Origin of the sequence: Brevibacterium sp. FME17 (assembly GCF_014897515.1) — a bacterium.
GTDB lineage: Bacteria > Actinomycetota > Actinomycetes > Actinomycetales > Brevibacteriaceae > Brevibacterium.
Genome location: NZ_JABUYD010000004.1, coordinates 193,422 through 214,836 on the forward strand (window position 1 = coordinate 193,422; position 21,415 = coordinate 214,836).

Genomic DNA, 21,415 nt, shown 5'->3' on the forward strand with positions numbered 1-21,415 from the left:
TGACCGGCGCTGAATCGACCGACCGGGTGCCGAAGTCAGCTGGTCTTTGCGTCGCGTCGGAAGCGCAGCGACTGCGCAGTGATGATGACTTCGGTGTCGCCGGGCAGTGACAGACGAGCGTGTGCGCGACCCGTAGTCCCCGGTTCGCGGATCAGGGCGCACAGTTCGCTGACGCGGGCGGCCCCGAAACTCTGTGCCGGCACATCCAGGGAGATCAACCATTCGCGCACGACTCGGGAGAGGATCGCATCTTCCAGTCCCGCCAGTTCTGTCAACGGCACCTCGGCGCGTCCACGCACAGTGGCGACGGGAGTCTCAGCCCAATCATCGAGGCAGTCGGCATCGGCACGGCACAATTCGGCGGTGCGTGAGAGGTTCGCGGTGAGGGGTTGGCCCAGTTCGGTCTCCAAGGTCGCCAGCAGGGTGCGGGCTCGCACCCTGGCGAAGGAGTCGTCGGTGTTCATCGGGTCGTTCCAGACCTCGATGCCCTGAGCCCGACAGGAGGCGACGGTCGTGGTCCGGTCAACGTCGAGGAGGGGGCGGATCACCTGCCCTGTCTGCAGAGCCATTCCGGCCAGGGATCTCGTGCCCGAACCACGCATCAGGCCCAGCAGCACCGTCTCCGCCTGGTCGCTTCGGGTGTGGGCGGTCAGCACCCAATCTGCGCCGTGAGCCACTCTCGCGGTTTCGAGTGCGCCGTAGCGGGCATCGCGGGCGGCGGCTTCAAGTCCCTCCTCACCAGCATTGACGGTGACAGTGGAGATTTCGGCGGGCACACCCCAGGATTCCGCGATGGAGACGACCCGGCGGGCCACCTCGGCGGAAGTGGACTGCAAGCTGTGATCAACAGTCACGGCACGTGCTTCCAGCTCCCCTCGTCGGTGCAGGAAGGCGCAGGCGTGCAGCAGCGCCATTGAGTCCGCTCCCCCGGAGACCGCGACGATGACGTCCGGCTGCTGCTCCCCCACCTGGGCCAACGCCGCACGAACACAGTTGCGGATCGTCCCGCTGGCCGGGTCAAGGCTCGGTCGCCGAGGTGGGGTCGCCTCAGCCGTGGACACGGTCCAGCCACAGGCTCGGGGTGTGGATCTCCTGGCTCCTCGGCAGGTTCTCCGAGCTGGCATAGATGGCGGAGAAACCGGTCTGGCCGACTTCCTTGCGGATGGCGCGGACGAATGCGGCGCCGTCGCGGTATTGGGCGAGTTTGAGATTCATGCCCAGCAGGTTCGACAGGAACCCGCCCTGGCCAGCGTCCCGGCGGGCTTCGAACTTGCGGCGCAGCTTCCTTACGCTCGGGATGACTTCGATGCCGACTTCATCCATGACCACGTCCGCGTGGCCCTCGAGCAGGCTGAGGATGGCCGTGGCCTCGTCGAGTGCGCTGCGCATACCTTCGTCCCTGATCAGGTCGACCATGCTCGCATCGCCCTTGACAATCTGGCCCACCGTGGAGAAGGCGTCGGCGAGGCCTCTGATGCCAGGCGCCTTGAGCGGGGTCGCGACGACCTGGGACAGGAGAGAGCGCATGTGCTCGCGCATCCAGGGGGCGGTGGCGAACTGGACCTGGTGCGTCGCCTCATGCAGGGCCACCCACATGCGGAAGTCGCGCGGGGACACGTTCATGGCTTCTTCGGCCAGCAGGACGGCGGGTGCGACGAACATCAGGCGCCCCGAGGCCACGGCGAAGGGATCGAATTGGCCCAGGACTCGTGTGGACAGCAGCGAGAGCACGCCTGCCAGTTCCACGGCGGCCGCCTTCGCCGCACCCGGCCCGACAGGTGCGGGCAGGGAGTCCACGTCGACCATGCCGTTGAGTGATTGGGCGTTGGCTTTGATCCAGCCGATCTGATCGAGCACGAGTACGGAGCCGGCGCCCAGGCGGGTGCGCACATCGTCGGCGTGGGCCGGGTCGAGGAGGAACGAGTCGACGACCAATTCCTGCGCCGTCAGAGCATTGTCCTTGAGCCCGGCGACCAGGGCGTCGAGTTCATCGGTGTCGGGTACTCGCGCTGCGGGAACGAGTTCCCTGGCTGTGCGGGCGGCGAATTTCTCATCGATGATCATAGGCAGCCGCAATTCGCCAGTGCTCCCACGATGTCGTCCACGGTCTTCCTGGCTTCCAATATCTTGTCCTTGTCCACGTCGTCGATCTGCAGGGTGAAGACGAGATAGCGTCCATCGGCGTCGAGCACCCCGCCGGCCAGTGAGGTCACAGTCGACAGCGTCCCCGTCTTCGCGTGCACCGTGCCGGCTGCGTTCTTATCTTTGGTGAATCTGTCCGTGAGCGTACCGGTGAGTCCGCCCACGGGCATGTAGCTGATGAGGCTGGAGAGCGAGTCGTCAGCGACGACCGATGCCTGCAGAATGGTCGTCAGGTCGTGCGGGCTGATCTGGTTGTCATAGGACAGGCCCGAGGTGTCTTCGAGGTGAGTCTTGCCCAGGTCTACGGAGTCGGAGAGCGCCTCCAAGACGGCCTTCGGCCCGGCTTCCAGACTGCCCGGCTGATCCGAGGCGATGGCGACCTCATTGCCGAGGACCTCGGCGACGACGTTGTCACTGTGCACGAGGGCGTATTCCACGATCTCGGAGATCGTGGCCGACTCCACGCTCGCCAACTCGCTGGACTTCGCGTCCTCGTCAGATTTGGCGTCCTCGTCTGACTTCGCGGCGGGCTTCGGGGTGTCGGTGACCGTGATGCCGGCCGCTTTGAGCTCCTTGGAGAAGACGGCGAAGGCGTCCTTGGCCGGGTGTTCGCTGCGGCCGCGCCATTCCTTGTCAGTGCTGCCGACGTAACCGGTGTCGATCATCAGCGGCTGGATCGGGGTGATGACGCCCTTGGCGATATCGGCACGTTCCCATCCGGGGCTGAAGTCCTCGCCCGAGTACCGGGACGTGTCCAAGTCCAGGGCCACCTCGGCGACGTTCTCGTTCTTCAGTGATTCCGCTGTCTGCTGCGCCAGCGTCGTCAGGCCGGCGTGGCCGTTCACGGCACCTGGCTGGGACTCCCCCGCGCCCAGCAGGGAGTCGCCGCCACCGGCCAGGGTCACCGTAGACGTGGATGGGTCGAAGTTCGTAGTCGTACTCAGACGCTTCTCGCCGCCGATCGTCAGCAGCGCCGCCGAGGCGGTGAGCACCTTCGTCACCGAGGCCGGTGTGCGAGGTTTGTTCTCGTTCTTCGCGTAGAGGATGTCATCGCTGAGCCCGTCACGGACTTCGATCCCGAACCCCTTGACCTTGGCGTCGGAGAGAACCTTGTCCACCTTGTCGGCGACCTTGGTCGGCACGGGTGCAGAGTCTTCCAGCGCCGAGGCGGGGGCGGGCACTTCCTGCCCCTGAGCCTTCGGTGCGGGGACGGATTGGACCTCGATGGCGGGCTCCGTGGTCAGGATCCCCGGGAGTTCGGGAAAGACATCGTAGGCGTCGACGGCCGCGACTCCGGCCAGCACCAGTGCGAGGCTGCCTGCGGTGATGCCCGCGACAGCCTTCTTCGAGGGCTTGCGCCTCTTCGCCTCAGGACTCTGGTTCAAACGCTGGCTCTCATCCTCATCGCAGTCGTCCTCACCGTAACCGTTGTGGTTGTTCGTTCGTGAGGACTTGTAAGCTCTATTCTAGTGATGCAACCCTAGCTTGAAGGAGCACTATGGAACTCTTGGCCACAATCGAGATCCCGCGCGGATCACGCAATAAATACGAGGTCGACCATGAGACCGGCCGAGTCAAGCTCGACCGCTACCTCTACACCTCGATGCAGTACCCCGCAGACTACGGCTTCTTCGAAGACACCCTGGGCAACGACGGGGACCCGCTCGACGTTCTCGTGCTGCTGCCCGAACCGCTCTTCCCCGGCGTCCTCATCGATGTGCGCCCCATCGGCATGTTCAAGATGGAAGACGAGGCCGGCGGCGACGACAAGGTCCTCGGCGTCACGGCCGGCGATCCTCGCTGGGAGAGCTACCAGGACATCGGCGACGTCGACCAGTTCACCCTAGACTCGATCGAGCACTTCTTCACCCGTTACAAGGACCTTGAGCCGGGCAAGTACGTCAAGGGCTCCAGCTGGGTCGGCCGCGCCGAGGCCGAAGCCGAAGTCGAGGCTTCGATCAAGCGCTTCAAAGACTCCCACTGAGTAACGTCACACACTGCATTTCTCGACCGCCCGGATGATCGCCTCCGGGCGGTCGATCATCATCAGATGCCGTGTGTCTTCGATCTGGGTGACGCCCAAGGATGAGAATCCGCGGTCCAGGATCGACAGTCGTCTCCGGTTCGGAAGAGCGGAGCGAAGAGCGCCGAGGTGGGAGTCCGAACCGGGACTGTGCGGGCTCTCAGCGCCGTCAGTTCCGCCGCCTGGCTGCGGTAGCTCAGCCATTCCGCGCAGGCCGCCTTCAAGGTTTCGATGTTCGCGTACTGGTCTTCGAAGACTCCAAGATCGAGCCCATCGGCGGAGCTGACTTGGCGCAGCATGCCCCAGTGGGACACATGTGCCATGAATTCGCGGATCTCATCTGCAGACAAGAACGTATCCAGAGAGTGCAGCCAGGAGCCTTTTACGTTGGAAGACGGGATCGACGAGCTCGGAGCAGGCCGTGGCCAGTTCTGATCCGAAGACGATGAGGTCCCCCTTCTCTGTCAGAAGCGGATCCTTCCTCTGCTGTCGGGTCAGGGGTGAAGTCTCGGGGAAGTCCGTGTAGAAGGTGGGGGCGACCGTGGACGATTCCGCGACCTCCTCGTAGATCGCCTGCAGCAGCGTGCCCCAACCCATGCTGGGACGAACGTCGACGCCGGTGCGCCTGCCGGAGTTTTGCATGGACTCGATCAGTGTCTGCGTCGTGATCTCTTCCTCTTCGCCGAGTTCCTTGCCCTGTTCGAAGGCGGTGCGGAAGACGGCGAAGTTCAGCGATTCCGAGGCCACCAGCTTCACGCATGAGCCCGGCGATCATGAATTCGGTGCCCCGTTCTCGGCGCCGGGATGGCGGCGGATGCTTCGCGTCGTGGGCCGGGAACAGCGCCTCAACATGCAGAGTGCGGGCATCGGCAGAATCGCCCATGCGACCGAGCGCCATGGAGAAACCTCGCTCGGTCTCCCCATCGCGCCACTCATCGGCAAACGCAGCCAGACTGGCCAACTCATCGGCAGGCGTCTCAGACTGCTGACGGATTCGCAGGGTGTAGCCGAGCCTCGTGAGGTTGGCGACGGCGCGCTGGACTTCGGGTAGGTCAGCGAAGCTGAAGTCGCCGGCGAATAGGGCCGAACGGTCACGGCGGGTGCTGAAGTAGCCGAGAGAGTCATTGGAATGATCTGCCAGAGACTGGCGGATCGCACGCTCCTCATCGAGGTCGATGTGCTCGGCGAAGCGTTGGGAGCGCAGCATCGTCCAGAAGGCGAGGATGATGCTGGTAACCGACCCGAAGCCGAACAGCGAGAGCATCCAACTCGAGTCCGTGTAGTCCCGGAATCCGAAGAGTTCGGCGATGATCTGCCGCGCTTGGGACAGGGAGAGCCCACCGGTGAGGAATTGGACCGCCAAGACTACAAGGACTGTGAGAAGCACTTCGCTGACCAGAACTGCGAGCGCTTTGAAGAAGCCCCACGGCTGGGTCTTGGCAGTGTAGCGACGGCGATGGACGAGCAGACAGATGAGGACAAGGGCCGGAACGATCATGCTGGTGGCCAGATCCCGCGTCAGCAACGAGGGTTTGACGAGCGCCAGCACCACAGCCACCGCTCCAGTGGCTGCGAGAGTGAACACCAGCAGCAGGAGGAGAACCCACCAAGCGGCTCTTTTTCGAATGCTCAGGGCACCGGCGAGGATGACGAGAACGACCGAGGACGCGAAGTCCACGGGGTTCGCCGGGACCACCCAGGCCCACAGGAAGGACAGTCCCGTGCCGACCCACCTGTCGGAGGGAATGAGGATCTGGAGGAGCATGAGCACCGCGATCAGGACTAGCAGGCGCGGCAGCCACCGGACGAACACGCCGGGGTGCCGGGTGCTGACACTGCTGCGGTGCGCATGAAAGAGATGTTTGCACACTCGCCTGGATGAACCTCGCCTGCGAGCAGAACCGAAAGTTTAGGTGAGCCTAATAAGAAGTGTGAGCCAGGTTATGCGATTGTCGAGGTATGAAACTCGATCATGTGTCCTTCGCCAGCGAACCAGACGGGTACAAAGCGACTGCCGAGAGAATCTCGGAGAAGCTCGGTGTGGTTCCCTACGACGGTGGTGTGCATCCTCGATTCGGTACCAGAAACCTGATCTTCCCTCTCGCGAATGGTCATTATCTCGAAGTCGTAGAAGCCTTGGAGCACCCAGCCGCGCTGTCAACACCCTTCGGCCAAGCAGTCCGAGCTCGCTCCGAGCTCGGAGGCGGCTGGATGGGCTGGTGCGTCTCGGTCGATGACCTCGCCGGAGTGGAGACCCGTCTCGAACGCAAAGCCGTCGACGGAAACCGCACCCCGGAATCAGGTCTGGAACTCAAGTGGCTGCAGATCGGAATCAAGGGGCTCATCGCCGACCCTCAGCTTCCGTTCTTCATCAAGTGGTCTGCCGACTCGTCTCAGCATCCTTCGTCTTACAAGACCAATGGCGACGTCGCCATCGACACCCTTCAGATTGCCGGGGATCGTGACCGACTCCGCGACTGGTTGGGAACCCAGGATCCCAAGCCGATCCCGGAGATCCACATCGACTGGTCGTCACCACACGGCGCCCCCGGCATCATGTCGATCAGCTTCGAAACCGCTAAGAACGGCCTCGTCACCATCTGAGTGGCTGCAGACCATACTGGTTGACAGCCGCGAGCATTGAGGGCAGCACACCGATTCGGTGTGCTGCCCTCAAATCATCCGAAGAACCCGACCCACCGGGTCTCTCCGTCGACGACGACGTCGGATGCTTTCATTCCTATGCCTTGGGCGATGCGCTGAGATGCCTCGTGATCTGGATGGATATGAGCGATGACCTGCTCAACTCCGCGCGTACGCAGGCCGTCGATGAGGAGCAGCGCGGCTCGACTTGCGTACCCAAGGCCCTGCCACGGGCGCCCGATCACCCAGGAGATCTCCGCCGATCGCTGATCGGCCGGAAGCGTCGCCTGGACGAATCCGACAGCTCGCTGCGCGTCCCCCACGATGACGATGTCGTTGAGCCACACCTCGGACTGGTCGGCAGGCCCACCGCGCGTCTGGATGCCATAGAGCCGATTGAGGTCAGCTTCGCTGGGCGGCTCGCCTCCCGTGTACCGGTAGAGGTCAGGATGAGAGAGAACGACCGCCATTTCGGCGGCGTCGCCGACACACAGCGGGCGGAGTGCGAGGGTCTCAGTCATCCTGTCAGCTAAACATGCCAGTTCGGCGCGGGCAAGAATAGACTTGTGCCGTGACTACGTGGGACGACGGAGTGCTGAACTCGCCGCACAGACACTTTGTCGAGAAGCATTTCGACCGCCCCGAGCCTGTCGTGGAGACTACTTTTCAGGTGGGCCCGTCGGATCAGACCACCGCCGACTCCTCGGGAAGGTCTTCAACGCCCTCGCCAGACTTCTTCCTGCGCATGTGCGCGGCAGTGGCCATGGCGCTGCCTGCGGCGAGCAGGCCAGCACCTCCGCCGAGTAATGGCAGGGTACTGTCGTTGCCTGTGCGCGGCAGGTCACCGCCACCAGCGGAACCCGAGCCTCCGGAGCCGGATCCGCCGTTCGCGCCCGAACCGCCAGTTCCCGAACCCCCTGATCCTGAGCCGCCGTTTGAACCGGCGTCACTTGCACCCGCCGCTCCGGCCGCCGCGGCAGCGTCCTGTGCGCCATCGTGCGAGCCGGACTTCGAACTTTCGGATGAGGAGCTTCCGTCGCCGCTGTCGGCCGAACCGTCCTCGTTGCCTTCGGCGTCGGTGTCCTTGTCGGTGTCCTTCGGGTCCTCTGTCGGAGCCTCAGTGGGCTCTTCGCCGCTGCCCTTGATCACCTGCACTACTGTCGGGCGCGGAACCGCCGCAACGCCCTTCTCGACATCCGACTCATCCACGTAGTCGGGGAACCGTGAGTGCTGATCTGACCATTCGCCGTCCTCACCGGGGTGCTGGACGGCCACGAACGCCGAGTTGTATGAGTCGTGGACGAGTGGCCCGCAGACCTCGGCTTCACGTGGGACGGAGAGGAACTGCTCGACGCGGCCCCGTTGCTCACCGTCGATGGTGACCTTGAACAGACCATCGCAGTAGCCGATGCCGTCTGGTGCACCATCTGTGGAGATCCACAGGTTCCCGGCGGAGTCGAAGGTGACGTTGTCGGGGCAGGAGATCGGCGAGACCTGGTCTTCGGGGAAGCCTGAGAAGTAGGTCGTGTCACCCTGTTTCGGGTCACCGCAGACCAGCAGCAGGGTCCAGTCGAACTCGGTGCCGGTGTGGTCGCCGTCGCGTTCGGTCAGTTCAACGATGTGTCCGTCTCGGTTCTCGGTGCGCGGGTTCGCCTCGTCGGCTGCGGCCTTGCCGTCCACACCACGGTCGGAGTTGTTCGTACACGCGACATAGATCTTCCCATTGACCGGGTTGGGCTCGACGTCTTCGCAGCGGTCCATCTTCGTCGGACCGACCTTGTCGGCCGCCAGCCGGGTGTTGACCAGCACCTCGTCGATGGCCATGCCCGAGACCTGTGATCTGCCGTTCTTGATCAGCGGCAGCCACTGCCCGCTGCCGTCGAACTCACCGTCGGCCGGCACATCGCCGCTGCCGTCGATCTCGTTCTTCGGGGAGTTGCCCGTGAACTTCGCGACGAACAGGTCGCCCTCGGTCAGCAGGGTCATGTTGTGGGACAGGTCGCCCTCGACGTACTTGCCCTTGGACACGAACTTGTAGAGGTAGTCGAACTTCTCGTCATCGCCCATGTAGGCGACGGCCTGGCCCGAGTCCGCGATCGTGATGTTGGCGCCCTCATGCTTGAGACGCCCCAGGTTGGTGTGCTTGCGCGGGGTCGAGTCCGGATCACGCGGGTCAACCTCGACGATCCAGCCGAATCGGTTCGCTTCGTTGGCGTAGCCGGAGTTGTTCGTGTCGAAGCGCTGCAGGTCTTCCTCCCAGCCGTTCGCGGAGGCTTCGTTGCTCAGGCCGTAGCGTTTGTCCGCCGCCGAGGTGCCCTGTGCCTTGAAGTAGGAATTGAAGTTCTCCTCGCCGGAGACCAACGTGCCCCACGGAGTCAGTCCGCCAGAGCAGTTGCCCAGGGTTCCCTGAGCCTTGTCGCCCTTGGGATAATCCCTGGTCCGGAGCAGATCGGACCCGGCTGCCGGACCGGTGAACTCGTATTCGGTGTTGATGAGGAAGCGACGGTTGTTTGCACCGTTGACGTCGACCCTCCACGGTGTCTTCTCGTTGGTCCTGACCAGTTCGGCAACCGTCAGCCCGTGTGCGTCGCGGCTGATGGCACGCTGGGTGGCCTTGTCCATGCTGTCCGGGTACATAATCGCGTCATTCGTGTACTCCTGGTTCGAGAACAGGAGAGCCCGGTTGCCGTCTCCGCCCTCGTCGACCTGGATCTGGAGGAAATCGTTGTTATAGCCGAACTGACGGCGCTGTGACTCGACGCTCTGGTTCTCGGGATCGAACTGCGGGGCGTCCGGGAACAGAGGGTCACCCCAGCGCACGACGGGATGCCAGGAGTACCCCTCGGGGACGATGAACTTATCGACCTCGTGCTGGACCGGGTCGATCGCAGTGAAGTCGAGGCTGCCTCCCGTGCCTGCGGCGGCCGCTGCCGCACGCGTGGCCGGGCTCGGTGCGGTCGTGACTGCGATGGCCAATGCTCCTGCCGCCGACGCCCCCAGCACTGCCCGGCGAGACAGCTGTGCCCCGACGATGTCGCGGAAGTAGCTGTTGGACGAGGTGTTGCAGATCGCCTTCGTGCACGCGTTGTCACATTTGAGTGCACATGTGACGGGGCTGCGCTTGCCACGGACGTGTCCGGCCATGGGCAGAAGTTCACGTAGGGGTGCCATCGGTTCGCTTGTCTCCTCGGATCGAGTCTCTCGGCCCCGCCTCACAAAACGGAGTCGGGCTCACCAAGTCGAGACTTTCAGGGTCAGTTGGACCCAGAACTACCGTTCGGTGAACTGCGCATGAACCAGTTCAGCCGATGTCGATGAGGGTGAGGATTCCCGGGGCCAGGAAGCCCACGGCATCGATGATGAAGTGTGCCCACACCAGGGGCACCAGCCTGCCCCGACGCATGAAGTACCACCCGAAGATGATGCCCATGGCGACGTTGCCGATGAACGGCCCGATGCCCTGGTACAGGTGATAGCTGGCACGGAAGATGGCCAGGCTGATGATGATCGGCCACATGCCGTAACCCAAACGCTGGAGGCGTTCTGCACCGAAGCCGAAGATGATGACCTCCTCGAGGATGCCGTTCTTCGCCGCGGCCAGGATGAGCACGGGAATGGTCCACCAATGATCGCCGAGGTTGGCCGGCTGGATCTCGGCCGTGATCCCCAGTGCCCTGCCGCCCGCGTAGACACCCAGGGTGCCGATGCCGATGATGAGGAAGATGAGAGTTCCGCGACCGAGGTCCTTCCCGCTCTGGCCTCTCACGCCCAGGCGTGTACTCAGGGGCGGGGCATCGGTGTCGCGAGTGAGTAGATACAGGGCCAGGAGCACGGGCACAAGAGTGAACCCGATGCCGAGGATCTGGTAGATGAGATCGAATCCGGGCCGCGGCGACATCGAAGTGTTGAGCTTCGCCTGGGCTTCACTGATCGGACCGCGGGTGGCGATGTCGGACAGACGCACGATCGCATAGACAGCTGACTGTCCCAACGAGAGTGCTGCAACGAGGCCGAGCTCGAACCACAGGCGCTTCTTCTCCTGCGGTTCGAGCTCGTTTCTCATGGATCCTACTGTAACCGGAGCAGGTCAGTGCTTCGGTGCGTCGTCCCCGTCCGGGTCCTCCACCGCGGAGTCACCAACCGTCTGCGTCGACTCGTCGCGCTCGGTTCGTTCGGCTGTGGCCACCGAACCCGCCTCGGCGGTGGATGTTGCTGAGGCGGCACGGTCCGTCGCATCCGGACCTTGTGTGGCTCTCGCCTCGGCGACATCGAGGACCTGGCCACGGGCCATGTTCTTCACGTACTTCTTCTCGGCCCGGCGTTCCTTCGCCCCTTCGAGCAGGAGGTAGAGGACGGGCACGAGGATCAGCGTCAACAAGGTCGAGCTGACCAAACCGCCGATGACCACGATCGCCAGCGGCTTCGAGATGAACACTCCCCCGCCGGTCAGCCCCAGGGCCATCGGCACGAGCGCGAAGATCGTCGCCGAGGCGGTCATGAGGATCGGTCGATAGCGCAACCGGGCACCGTGGACGATGGCCGCTCGCAGTTCGACCCCTCGAGCTCTGAAGTGGTTGATCAGGTCGATGAGCACGATCGCGTTTGTGACCACGATGCCGATGAGCATCAGCAGACCGATCATCGACGTCAGGCCCAGCGGAGTATCGGTCAGAAGCGACAGCGCGATGGAACCGGTGGCCGCGAACGGGATCGAGACCAGCAGGATCAACGGCTGCAGCAGCGACTTGAACGTGGCGACCATGATGATGAACACGATGAGGATCGCAGCGAGCATGGCCAAGCCCAGCTGGGAGAACGCTTCGTTCTGCTCCTGTGTGGCACCGCCGGTGTCAACGGATACGGAGTCGGGCAGGTCGACATTCTTGAGTGCGCTCTGCACATCAGTTGAAACAGTTCCCAGGTCATCGCCCTCGGGCGTGACCGAGACAGTGGTCGAACGCTGCGAATCCGTGTGGCGGATCGTCGGAGCGGTCTTGACTTCCTTGACCTCGGCGACATCTTCGAGCTTGATGAAGCGCGGCTTCGACGTCGGTGCCGGAGCACCGGCCTGCGCACCCGGGTCACCGGCTGCACCAGCATTGCCGCCTGCGCCACCGGCTGCACCACCAGCGTCGCCGCCAGCCGCGTCGCCTGCATCAGCGGCTCCTGCAGCACCGGCGTCGCCTGCGGGTGGAGCCGTCTCCTTGGGCTTTCCGGGAATCTTGAGATCCTTGAGCTTGTCCACGGTGTCCGCGTTGCGGTCGAAGAGCAAAACCGAGTGCGAAACGTTGTCGATGACGACTTCGCCGATGTTCTGTCCGTGCATCGCCCGTTGGACGTACTGCCCGATCGTGGCCTCAGTGAGGTTCTCCTTCGCGGCCTTCTTGTGATCGACCTTGACTTCGATGACCGGCTGAACCGCTTCTAGGTCGCTGGTCACCGACTGGGCACCGGAGACTCCTTCGAGTTTGTCCGTGACGGCCTTTGTGGCGTCGTCGAGTTCTTTGGCATCGGATCCCGACAGTGTGACGTCGATGGTCTGGGCGCCGGGCATTGAGCTCTGGCTCTGCACTTCGACCTGACCGACGTCCTTGAGATCGTCGAATTCCTTCTGCAGCTTGTCAGAGATCGACTGCGCCGAAACTCCGGACTTCGAGTTGACGATGTAGGTGCCGGTGATGGACGAGTCATCGGTGAAGCCGAAGGTCGTTCCACCGACGGAGAGCTGGTAGGACTCGACGTCCTTGTTGTCTTCGAGGATCTTCTCGACCGGTTCGGCCTGCTTCGACGCCTCGTCGAGATCGGTGCCCGGGTCGAAGGTCTGGGCGACCTGCAGACTGTCCTGGCCGGTGTCTCCGAAGAGCTCAGTCTTCAGCTGCGGGACCATTGCTCCGGTGCCCACGAGGATGAGGACCGCGGCGAGGATCATGATGACAGGGTGCTTGGTCGAGAATCCGATGACCGGCATGTAGGTCTTCTGCAGTCGCGTGACCGGCGAGTGCATGCCCGCCAGCTCGTCGACCTCTCCGGCTTCCTCCTCGACCTCGCCGTAGCGTGGGCCGGTGGAGGCAGCGTCCGCCGAGGCGGCACCTGCGGTTGCGGTGCGAGTGCCCTCGTGTGAGTCGGCAGTCCCTGCTCCCGCCATCGCGGCGCCGGACTCGTCGTGACGGCCGGTGGAGAGGATGTTGTGCTTCTTCGACTCCTTCTTGGCGGTCTTGGTCTCTTTGCGCCAGTCCGAGAGCATGCCCTTGCGGTTGCGACGGATCTCCTTCTTCTCCGCCTTCGTGAGCTTGACCTTCGCCTCCCGCTGACGCAGGAACCAGTAGGCGAGCACGGGCACGATGGTCAGTGCCACGAACAGGCTCGAGAGCAGAGCGATGGTGGCCGTCAGTGCGAAGGGACGGAACATCTCCCCCGTCTGGCCGCTGACGAATGCCAAGGGCAGGAAGACCGCGACAGTGGTCAGGGTCGAGGCCGTGACAGCACCAGAGACCTCGGATACCGCTGCCAGAATGTTGGAGAACTTCTCACCACCTGAGGAATGCCGTCGTCGGATCGCTTCGATCACGACGATCGAGTCATCGACGACGCGGCCGATGGAGATCGTCAGCGCACCCAGAGTCAGCATGTTCAGGGTCTCGCCGCCCATCCACAGCCCGACCATAGCGATGAGGAGGGAGAGAGGAATCGAGATCGCAGTGATGATCGTGGCTCGCACTGACAACAGGAAGACGAGGATGACGAGGACGGCGAAGATCAGTCCGAGTCCGCCTTCGTTGAGCAGGTCGTGGATGGACTGCTCGATGAATGGAGCCTGGTCGAAGGCCGAGACGAACTTCGTGTCATCGCCCATGGACTTCTCGAGCCCGGGCAGTTTGTCGGCAACCGCCTGCGAGACGTCGACGGTGTTCGCGTCGGATTCCTTCATGATCGATACCGACAGCGAAGGCTTGCCGTTCGTGCGGGAGATCGAATCGACGGGAGCGTTCTTGATCTTCACGTCGGCGACGTCGGAGACCTTGATCGGGCCGTCCTTGCCGGTGACGACAAGGTCCTTGATCGCGTCGACCGAGCGGATCCGGGTGCCGACCTCGACCGGGGCAGTTCCGCTGTCGCCCTTGAGCTCGCCGGCCGAGGTGGGAACGCCGTTGGACTGGAGGATGCCGGCGATCTCGTCGAGGCTCGCGCCCTCGTCCTCGAGGTCGTCCTGGCGGATGCTGATCTCGACCTGTTTTGTCTTCGCACCGGAGATCATGACCTGTGAGACGCCATCGATCTTCTTCAGTTCGGGTTCGGCGATGTCATCGAGGTTGGCCGCGAGTTTGTCCTCGTCGGCGTCCGAGGTCACAGACAGTGCCAGCACCGGGATGTCGTCGGTGCCCATGGTGTTGACCGTGGGCTCGACCCCATCGGGCAGAGTGGACTCAACCTGGGAGACCGCACGCTGGAGGGACTTCACGACATCATCGGAGTCCTCTCCATACTTCGTGCTCACGGTGATCGACGAACTGCCGGCCGAGGACGTCGACGTCATGTCCTCGACTTCCGGCAACGCTGTCAGCGCACCTTCGAGCGGATCGGTGACCTCCTGCTCGACGGCTTCAGGCGTCGCACCTTCATAGGAGGCGGTGACCGTCGCCTGAGGGTTCTCAAGAGAGGGGAACAGCTCTTGTTTGAGGGAACCGGCTCCGATGACTCCGAAGATGATGGCGACGACGGAGATGAGCGCGATGAGTGCGCGGTTTCGCAGGCTCAGGCGGGTCAGAAAACTCACGTGGGGACTTTCTTTTCGGCGGTGCAAACGCAGGGATCGCCTGCAGAAAAAATGCTTCGGTGCCCCATACTAGTGAGTTAAGTTGTCAGCAACACATGAGTGAACCCTGAGCAGGCGCTCCACGGTGTTCTTCGCGGCCTACACTTCGCGAGATTCCCGACCCGTGCGCGGCTTGGTTTCACGACCGGTGAACCAGAAGGCAGCGGCCAGAACGCCGAGGAGTCCGGTGAGCAGGAACGCCCACGAGTAGTCGAAGCGATCGACGATAGCTCCGGCGATGATCGGACCGACGATGGCACCGCCGTCGAGAGCCATCTGGTAGCGGGACAGAACTCGCCCGCCCTTGCGGTCGCGTCCGATGACATCAGCCACGGTTGCCTGCTGGGCAGGGTTCGCCAGTCCTGATCCGACGCCGGCGACGATGGAGAAGACGAAGAACAGCCAGATCGCATCAGTGAAGGCCAGGGCTGCGGTGGTCAGTCCGAGGACAAGCAGACCCCATTGGATGAAGGGTTTGCGTCCGTAGGTGTCGGCGAACCGGCCGACGACTGTCACGGCCGAGGCGTTGCCGATTGCGAACATCGTCAGCGCCAGCCCAGCCACTGCGGTGTCGGCTTTGAGCGCCTGGATGGCGAAGAGCGGGTAGATGGCCACACGGATGCCCATCGCCGACCAGCCCTGGACGAACGCGGACAGCAGCGCACTGCGGTACGCGGAGTCGCTCCAGGCCTGCCGGAAAGTCATGACCTCCTGCTGTGGGTCACCTTTGGCCGCTTCGAGGCGAGCGCGCCCGAGCTTCGTCGAAGATCCCGCTTCTGCGGTGGAGGCGAGGAAGATGCGCACGACGATGGCCGCGATGAGCAGACCGACGGCGTAGATGATGAAGGGTATGCGCATGCCCCAGCCTGCCATCGCCCCACCCAGGACGGGTCCGGCGATGTTACCGACGAGGAAGGCGGTGGCATAGGTACTCGAGGCCTTCGCCCGCGCGTCGATGGGTGCGAGTCGAATGATCAGCGCCATCGCGGAGACACTGAACATCGTCGAACCGATACCGCCGAGGCCGCGGAAGACCAGCAGCTGCCAGTAGTTCTGAGCGAACGCCACGGCCGCTGTGGAGGCGGCGACGATGAGGAGGCCGGAGATGTAGATCCGGCGTTCCCCGAAGGAGTCGACGAGGCGGCCCGACGTCGGTGAGAACACGAACCGGAAGAAGGCGAAGGAGGAGACGACGATCGTGGCCGCGGTGACGCCGAAGTTGAAGCTCGCGGCGAACTGCGGCAGAACCGGGGCGATGATGCCGTAGCCCAACGCCACGATGAAGGCCGCGGCGACGAGTACGTAGATCTCCTTCGGCAGTCGCCGCGATTCGGCGGTGGCGGCCTTCGCGGCCGCGAGCGCGTCGGGGTTCGCCGCTTCGCCGTTCAGCGCCTCGGTGCTTGGCGCGTCAGAGTGTTCGGGCACATCGTCTTTGTCAGTCACGTCGTCTCAGTCGGTCACAGGGTTTCAAGGAATTGGTCGGGGTCGGGCAATGGCCTGGTGCTGTGCGCCATGCGCTCTCGGTAGCGTTCGGGTACTGCCCCGATGTAGAACCAGCCCATGAGCAATTCACCGGGACTCAGCCGGTGGAGTCTGCGGACGGCTGGTTCGTTGGTCATGGTTCCGCTGCGCCACATTACGCCCCACCCTGCCTGCCAGAGTGCGAGTTCGAGTAAGTGTCCGGCGCCAGCTGCAGTGGCGTGCTGCTCCCATTCGGGAACCTTCGGGTTCTCACTCGGGGAGGAGACGAGAGCGAGAAGCAGTTCGGCCCGCAACGGCTTCTCGTTCCTCTCCCCCGGCTTTCGTGTCACAGCGGCAGCTTCGTCGAGGGCTACGCCGAGGCGGTGCCTGTCTTCGCCGCGGAGGATGATGAATCTCCAGGGTCGCAGGCCCTTGTGGTCGGCGACAGAAGAGAGCGAGCGGATGATCTCGCGCAGATCGGAGTCGTTCGGTGTCTCGCCATCGACCTTCGAGATCGACCGCCTCGTGGACATGGCATGCAGGACCGGGTCGGCAACGATGTCGATCGAGGACGGCACCGTGTAGTCAGGGCCCTGGTGCCGAGGCGATGCTGCTGCAACCTCGGCTGCCGCATTCGCGCTGTCAGCCTTTGGCGCTGAGGCTGAGGTTGCAACTACGTCGTCTGCCGCCGAGGCCTGATCAGCGAGCCTCTTCGCCCATGGTCCGGTCTCGCCGTCGAGGAAGTGCGCGCGTACGCGACCCTTCGTCACCTCGCAGGCACTACCGTCCTTCGGACGCTTCTTGTCTGACTTCTTCGAGCCGCTGTGCTTCTTCGAGCTGCGATGATCAGACGAATCCTTGTGTTTCGACACTCAGCTCACCCATTCCGCAAATGCCTCCCGCGCGTGGGACAGCTTCGGATCAATGATGACACGGCAGTACCCGTTGTTGCTGTTCTCGGTGTAGAAGTCCTGGTGAACAGCCTCGGCGGTGTGGAAGATCCCCAGCGGTTCGAGCGTCGTGACGATCGGGCGGTCGAAGATCTCCTGCGCTTCAGCAATGGCGGCGGCGAAGCGCGCCTTCTCCTCCTCATCGGAGTAGAACATGGCTGAACGGTACTGAGTTCCCACGTCATAGCCCTGAGCGTTGAGGCTCGTCGGGTCGTGACCGGTGAAGAAGAGCCCCAGGATGACGCTTTCGGGCACGATCTCGGCATCGAAGGTGACCTGCAGGGCCTCGGCGTGACCGGAAGCCCCGGAGCAGACTTCGCGGTAGTGCGGGTTCGGAGTGTGACCGCCGGTGTATCCGGAGATCACCGAGGTCACGCCCTTCGTCCGCTGGTAGACGGCATCGAGGCACCAGAAGCAGCCGGCGCCCAGGGTCAAAGTACGAAGTTCACTCATATCTCGTACAACGATGTCAGCGTGTGCTTATTCCCGAGCGGGCACGTGTAGTGAGCCTAACCGCATTCAGAGATGAACCGCAGCTGCTTCGGACCGGGCCACCGGTCAAGAGTGAGGGGCATTGCGTCGAATTCCTCATCCTCCATCTCATAGCGGCTCAAGTAGCCGTCCACGTCACCGTCGAGTCCCAAAGGATAGAGCATCCCCGGCCTCTCTGAACCTGGAAGGTCGTCTGAGCTGCGTGCGGGTGAGTCTTCGTCGACGGCGTTGAGATCGATCCGGCTGAGGAGGCCATCGGCTATCTCGAGGCGAAGTTCCTGCGGGGCCGCCCCCTCAGCGTCGTGGATGCCCGCAACGTCCTGGACGCCGGTCACGGGATAGGTCTGATTCTTCGGCACAACGAGTCGAGCCGATGCCTCGGGGTAGACATCGATCGTGGTGATGTCTTCAACGTCCAGCAGCGCGGAGAGCTGCTGCGGGTCCAAGGTGATGGGATCATCACCCGGATGCTGTGTGCGCGAATAGGTCACCCACACGAAAAATCGTGCCGAGTCGAACTGTGCTCGCACCGCCTCAGCGGACTCGGCAGAGACCGGATGCGGCTGTGCGAGCAGCTGATCGACGGCTCCGCGGATATGCTCCGGCAGTTCGATCTCGACCGGAGCGTTCTCCCAGTATTCGGCCTGGTCGAGCTCGGCGAATTTGTCGAGCAGGGCTGCACCGCCTGCGACGAACGCTCCGCTGGCGCCTGCGCCCAGTCCGCGCCCGAAACCGGCAGGAAATTTGGCGTCGATCCTATCGACGAAGTCCTGCGTCGGGTGCCACAGGGCCCAGCTGAGGGCACCGGAGGCGAAAGCGGTGGTGAGGTTGCGAAAGGTCCGGGTCCTCTCCTCCTGCTCCATCGGGTCCACTGTCGAGTACCGGGCGGGCTGTCCCGCTTCCGAGCCGACGGCTCCGAACGCTGCGCCGAGGTCGAGCTCACTCTCGTCCGGCCCCGCGAAGGCCCGCGTTCCGGCGATCCAGGTCAGTCCTGCATTGGCGATCGCATTGCCCAAGCGGGCCGCACGGTCGTGTTCGGGCGCGAAGTCGCGCCTGCGCACCAGTGCGAGGCCGCTGGTTCCGGCAACGGCGATAGCACGCACGAGACGACGATGACGTAGAGGGATATCGGGAAAACGCATGCCTCAATCGAAACATGGTCTCCTGTGGCAATTATGGAAATCGTCCCAGAGGGCGAGTCCTCCGGCCTCAGAGCAGCATTGAACTCGGCAGGGCGAACCCGAGCTCGCTGGCTGCCTTCTGAGTCGATGGCTGGTTCCAGAATTTCGCCACCGAGGTGTTGGTCGAAAGGGAACGCATCTCAGCTTTGTCAAGGAACATGACTCCTTCGAGGTGATCGGTCTCGTGCGCGACGATGCGCGCCGACCAACCGGAGGCGACCTCGGCGATGGCAGTGCCGTCGAGGTTCTGACCTCGCAGTTCGATCTCGCGAGGACGAGCGACGATGGCCTGGTAGCCGGGGATCGACAGGCAGCCCTCATAGAAGGCGACGTTTTCCGAGGTGGCCGGGTTGTAGTCGGCGTTGAGGACCACGCGTAGGGGCATCGGGGTCCGTTGCCGCACCGCGGCAACCTCCGGATTGAGACTGCCGGGGTCTTCGGCGACGAACATGGACAGGCCGATGCCCACCTGTGGTCCGGCCAGTCCTACGCCGGGCGCGCCGAGCATGGTCGCTCGCATCACCTCGGCGAGTTGGTCCAGCTCGGCGTCGTCGACCTGTCCGTCGAAGGGACGGGTCACCTGGCGCAGGATCGGGTCGCCGGCCTCGACGATCGGAGCCACGCCGCCATTGTCCGCGGCCGCTACGAGGACGGCTCGGATCTGGGTGGCGATGAGCGCATCGGCATCATTCACTGACCAACTCCTCGCGGACGGGGCATCGTCCCGGTCATCACCGGGCTCAGACGTCTCGGGCGACGATGAGTTCGGCGTGCTTGAGCAGTGGGGCGTCGATCATCTTGCCCTCGTAGGCAAAGGCACCCTTCTCGGTCTTCGCGAGACCAAGCACGGCCTTCGCCCAGGTCAACTGCTCTTCGCTGGGGCGGAACGCATCGCGGACGACGGGAACATGGTTGGGGTGGATGGAGACCTTTCCGCTGAACCCGGATTGGACGGCGTCCTCGGCTTCCTCCCCCAGACCGTCGAGGTCGGGGATATTCGCCCAGATCGAGTCGAGGGCGAACTTTCCGTGCGCGCGAGCGGCCAGCAGGGTCGAGTTGCGTACGTGTTTGGCCACGTCACGGTAGCCTCCGTCGGCATTGCGCGAGGATCCTCCGCCGAGGTCGGCGATGAGGTCCTCGGATCCCCACATGAGTGCGTAGGTATTGGGTGCGGCGGCGATCTCGGCGACGTTGACGGCCCCGAGCGCCGTCTCGATCAGTGCGATGACCTGGTAGTCGCTAAGGATTGTGAGGTCGGAGGCGTGCTCGGACTTCGGCAGCATGACGGCCGTGTACTCGGTCTTGGCCAGCATTGCCATGTCCTCGCCGAGGTGCTCCGAATCTCGCGCATTGATGCGGACCACCGTGCGGGTGGGATCGAGCGGGTAGTCGATGATCGCTTCGCGGGCAGTGGCTTTGTCGCCGTCGTTGACCGCGTCCTCGATGTCGAGGATGACGATGTCGGAGCGTTCGGCGGCCTTCGTGTAGCGGTCCGGGCGGTCACCGGGGACGAAGAGCCAGGCGGGTTTGAAATCCAATGCCATCGTGGTGCTCACTTTCCGGTTTCGTTCTGGATGGTGTCCTCCTGCTGCGCGGGGACCTTCTTTGCTTCACCGGCGTGGCTGGAGTCGAACATCATGGTCTGACGCACGGCCTTGGCCACGAGGGTTCCGTCCTGGTTGTAGCCGCGGTGCTCGAGGGTCACGATGCCCTGCCCGGGACGAGACTTCGAGGCGCGTTTGTCAAGGATCGTCGTCTCGGCGTAGAGGGTGTCGCCGTGGAAGAGCGGGGCGGGGAAGGCGACTTCGGAGAAGCCGAGGTTGCCGACGATCGTGCCCTGCGTCAGCTGCGTGACCGAAAGCCCGATAAGGGTGGAGAGGGTGAACATAGAGTTGACCAGGCGCTGACCAAAGGGCTCGGTCGCAGCGAAGGCTGCATCGAGGTGAAGGGCCTGAGTATTCATCGTCACAGCCGTGAACCAGGTGTTGTCCGCCTCGGTGATGGTGCGGCCGGGAGCGTGCTTGTAGATCGCACCGACTTCCATCTCATCCAGCCACAGACCTCTTTGTTCGATGACCTTCTGCTCACTCATGCGTCACTCCTCTGTGTCACTGCGTCTCTGCCCGATTGTCGTGATTTGAGCTTAACGCCTGGCGTCGGACAGCAGGCAACCCGGGTCCCTGCTGTGGGGCCCGGGTCCGCACTGGATCCTGGGTCCGCCTGCGATCTCAGCCTGCGATCTCAGACTCGAAGACGTTGAAGGCGGAATCCCAGCCGTCGTAGGCGCTGGCATCGGAACCCGAGTCATTGGGAATGCCGGTCAGCGCAAACGTCATCCGGGTGGTGCCTGCATCGACTTCCTCAAACTCGATTCTGATCTGAGGTGCCTCGTCGACGTCGCCGGGACTCCCCCAGGTGAAGTCGAGCCGGTGCGGTCTCTCAATCACGAGGTACTTGCCCGCCGTCGGGAACTCCTGTCCTGTCTCCTCGATGCGCATGGAGTAGGTGTAGAGACCGCCAACGCGCAGGTCCACGCTGACGGATTCGCGCGGTGTGACCAGCGTTTCCGGATGGAGCCAGCGGGCCATGACATCGGTGTTGGTCCAGGCCTCCCAGACACGGTCCCGAGGTGCTGCGAAGTCGCGGACTATTGTGAAACCGGGCTTCTCATTCTCATTTTCGTTCTCATTCATGATGGTTCTCCTCTGTG

Annotated in this window: 19 protein-coding genes and 1 pseudogene; 2 read left to right on the plus strand and 18 right to left on the minus strand. The window is 63.5% G+C overall.

All coding sequences use genetic code 11. The features are described from left to right. Positions 1-35 precede the first annotated feature (35 nt). From tilS to dacB, 3 genes are read right to left on the minus strand one after another with little or no spacing between them, the layout of a single operon-like run. The gene (tilS, locus tag INT40_RS06165; protein ID WP_319020920.1) at positions 36-1,061 is read right to left on the minus strand and encodes a tRNA lysidine(34) synthetase TilS; all 1,026 of its coding nucleotides are present in this window, start codon (positions 1,059-1,061) and stop codon (positions 36-38) included. After that, complete coding sequence (locus INT40_RS06170; protein ID WP_193072257.1) at positions 1,048-2,064, minus strand: zinc-dependent metalloprotease; 1,017 nt, start codon at positions 2,062-2,064, stop codon at positions 1,048-1,050. Before INT40_RS06170 ends, tilS begins: the two co-directional genes overlap by 14 nt. Next, entirely contained in the window at positions 2,061-3,527 is a 1,467-nt protein-coding gene (dacB, locus tag INT40_RS06175) for a D-alanyl-D-alanine carboxypeptidase/D-alanyl-D-alanine-endopeptidase (RefSeq protein WP_193095738.1), read from the minus strand. Before dacB ends, INT40_RS06170 begins: the two co-directional genes overlap by 4 nt. 113 nt (positions 3,528-3,640) lie before the next feature. Here dacB and INT40_RS06180 point away from each other — a divergent pair, with 113 nt between their 5' ends. Beyond that, positions 3,641-4,126, plus strand: a complete 486-nt coding sequence (locus INT40_RS06180) for an inorganic diphosphatase (protein WP_101570621.1) — start codon at positions 3,641-3,643, stop codon at positions 4,124-4,126. 62 nt (positions 4,127-4,188) lie between these two features. On the opposite strand, the gene INT40_RS06185 is transcribed toward INT40_RS06180, so the two are convergent. The 3 genes and pseudogenes from INT40_RS06185 to INT40_RS21160 form a co-directional block, all read right to left on the minus strand. Further along, a complete protein-coding gene (locus INT40_RS06185; protein ID WP_193095739.1) occupies positions 4,189-4,515 on the minus strand; it encodes a hypothetical protein in 327 nt (108 codons plus the stop codon). Next, positions 4,502-4,807: an amino acid--tRNA ligase-related protein gene (locus tag INT40_RS21325; RefSeq protein ID WP_413463551.1), complete on the minus strand. Its 306-nt coding sequence runs from the start codon at positions 4,805-4,807 to the stop codon at positions 4,502-4,504. The genes INT40_RS06185 and INT40_RS21325 overlap by 14 nt, the downstream gene beginning before the upstream one ends. A gap of 217 nt (positions 4,808-5,024) precedes the next feature. Then, positions 5,025-6,035 (minus strand): annotated as a pseudogene (locus INT40_RS21160) (phosphatidylglycerol lysyltransferase domain-containing protein); the annotation flags it as partial. Positions 6,036-6,124: 89 nt separating this feature from the next. On the opposite strand from INT40_RS21160, the gene INT40_RS06195 reads away from it, so the two are divergent. Beyond that, positions 6,125-6,769, plus strand: coding sequence for a VOC family protein (locus tag INT40_RS06195; protein WP_193095741.1), 645 nt, complete (start codon positions 6,125-6,127; stop codon positions 6,767-6,769). A 74-nt stretch (positions 6,770-6,843) separates the two neighbouring features. On the opposite strand, the gene INT40_RS06200 is transcribed toward INT40_RS06195, so the two are convergent. The 12 genes from INT40_RS06200 to INT40_RS06255 all read right to left on the minus strand — a co-directional run bounded on the left by INT40_RS06200 (position 6,844) and on the right by INT40_RS06255 (position 21,398). After that, positions 6,844-7,329 carry a GNAT family N-acetyltransferase gene (locus INT40_RS06200; protein WP_193095742.1) on the minus strand — a complete coding sequence of 162 codons (486 nt, stop codon included), beginning with the start codon at positions 7,327-7,329 and terminating at the stop codon, positions 6,844-6,846. Positions 7,330-7,492: 163 nt separating this feature from the next. Continuing rightward, entirely contained in the window at positions 7,493-9,979 is a 2,487-nt protein-coding gene (locus tag INT40_RS06205; protein ID WP_193095743.1) for a PhoX family protein, read from the minus strand. A gap of 130 nt (positions 9,980-10,109) precedes the next feature. After that, complete coding sequence (locus INT40_RS06210) at positions 10,110-10,871, minus strand: CPBP family intramembrane glutamic endopeptidase (protein ID WP_101570635.1); 762 nt, start codon at positions 10,869-10,871, stop codon at positions 10,110-10,112. Positions 10,872-10,895: 24 nt separating this feature from the next. Continuing rightward, positions 10,896-14,582: an efflux RND transporter permease subunit gene (locus INT40_RS06215; protein WP_319021950.1), complete on the minus strand. Its 3,687-nt coding sequence runs from the start codon at positions 14,580-14,582 to the stop codon at positions 10,896-10,898. Positions 14,583-14,720: 138 nt separating this feature from the next. Further along, positions 14,721-15,941: an MFS transporter gene (locus tag INT40_RS06220; RefSeq protein WP_101570923.1), complete on the minus strand. Its 1,221-nt coding sequence runs from the start codon at positions 15,939-15,941 to the stop codon at positions 14,721-14,723. A 137-nt stretch (positions 15,942-16,078) separates the two neighbouring features. Beyond that, on the minus strand, positions 16,079-16,954 hold the full coding sequence (locus INT40_RS21165; RefSeq protein WP_319021951.1) for a nitroreductase family protein: 876 nt from the start codon (positions 16,952-16,954) through the stop codon (positions 16,079-16,081). Beyond that, on the minus strand, positions 16,955-17,485 hold the full coding sequence (msrA, locus tag INT40_RS06230; protein ID WP_101570638.1) for a peptide-methionine (S)-S-oxide reductase MsrA: 531 nt from the start codon (positions 17,483-17,485) through the stop codon (positions 16,955-16,957). Positions 17,486-17,541: 56 nt separating this feature from the next. Continuing rightward, positions 17,542-18,666 carry a hypothetical protein gene (locus INT40_RS06235; RefSeq protein ID WP_101570640.1) on the minus strand — a complete coding sequence of 375 codons (1,125 nt, stop codon included), beginning with the start codon at positions 18,664-18,666 and terminating at the stop codon, positions 17,542-17,544. Positions 18,667-18,733: 67 nt separating this feature from the next. Further along, a complete protein-coding gene (locus tag INT40_RS06240; protein ID WP_193072263.1) occupies positions 18,734-19,399 on the minus strand; it encodes a peptide deformylase in 666 nt (221 codons plus the stop codon). Between the two features lie 46 nt (positions 19,400-19,445). Continuing rightward, a complete protein-coding gene (locus INT40_RS06245) occupies positions 19,446-20,249 on the minus strand; it encodes an HpcH/HpaI aldolase/citrate lyase family protein (RefSeq protein WP_101570927.1) in 804 nt (267 codons plus the stop codon). 8 nt (positions 20,250-20,257) lie between these two features. Then, positions 20,258-20,797, minus strand: coding sequence for a MaoC family dehydratase (locus INT40_RS06250; protein ID WP_219618845.1), 540 nt, complete (start codon positions 20,795-20,797; stop codon positions 20,258-20,260). A gap of 136 nt (positions 20,798-20,933) precedes the next feature. Then, on the minus strand, positions 20,934-21,398 hold the full coding sequence (locus INT40_RS06255) for an SRPBCC family protein (protein WP_193072264.1): 465 nt from the start codon (positions 21,396-21,398) through the stop codon (positions 20,934-20,936). Between the last annotated feature and the right edge of the window lie 17 nt (positions 21,399-21,415).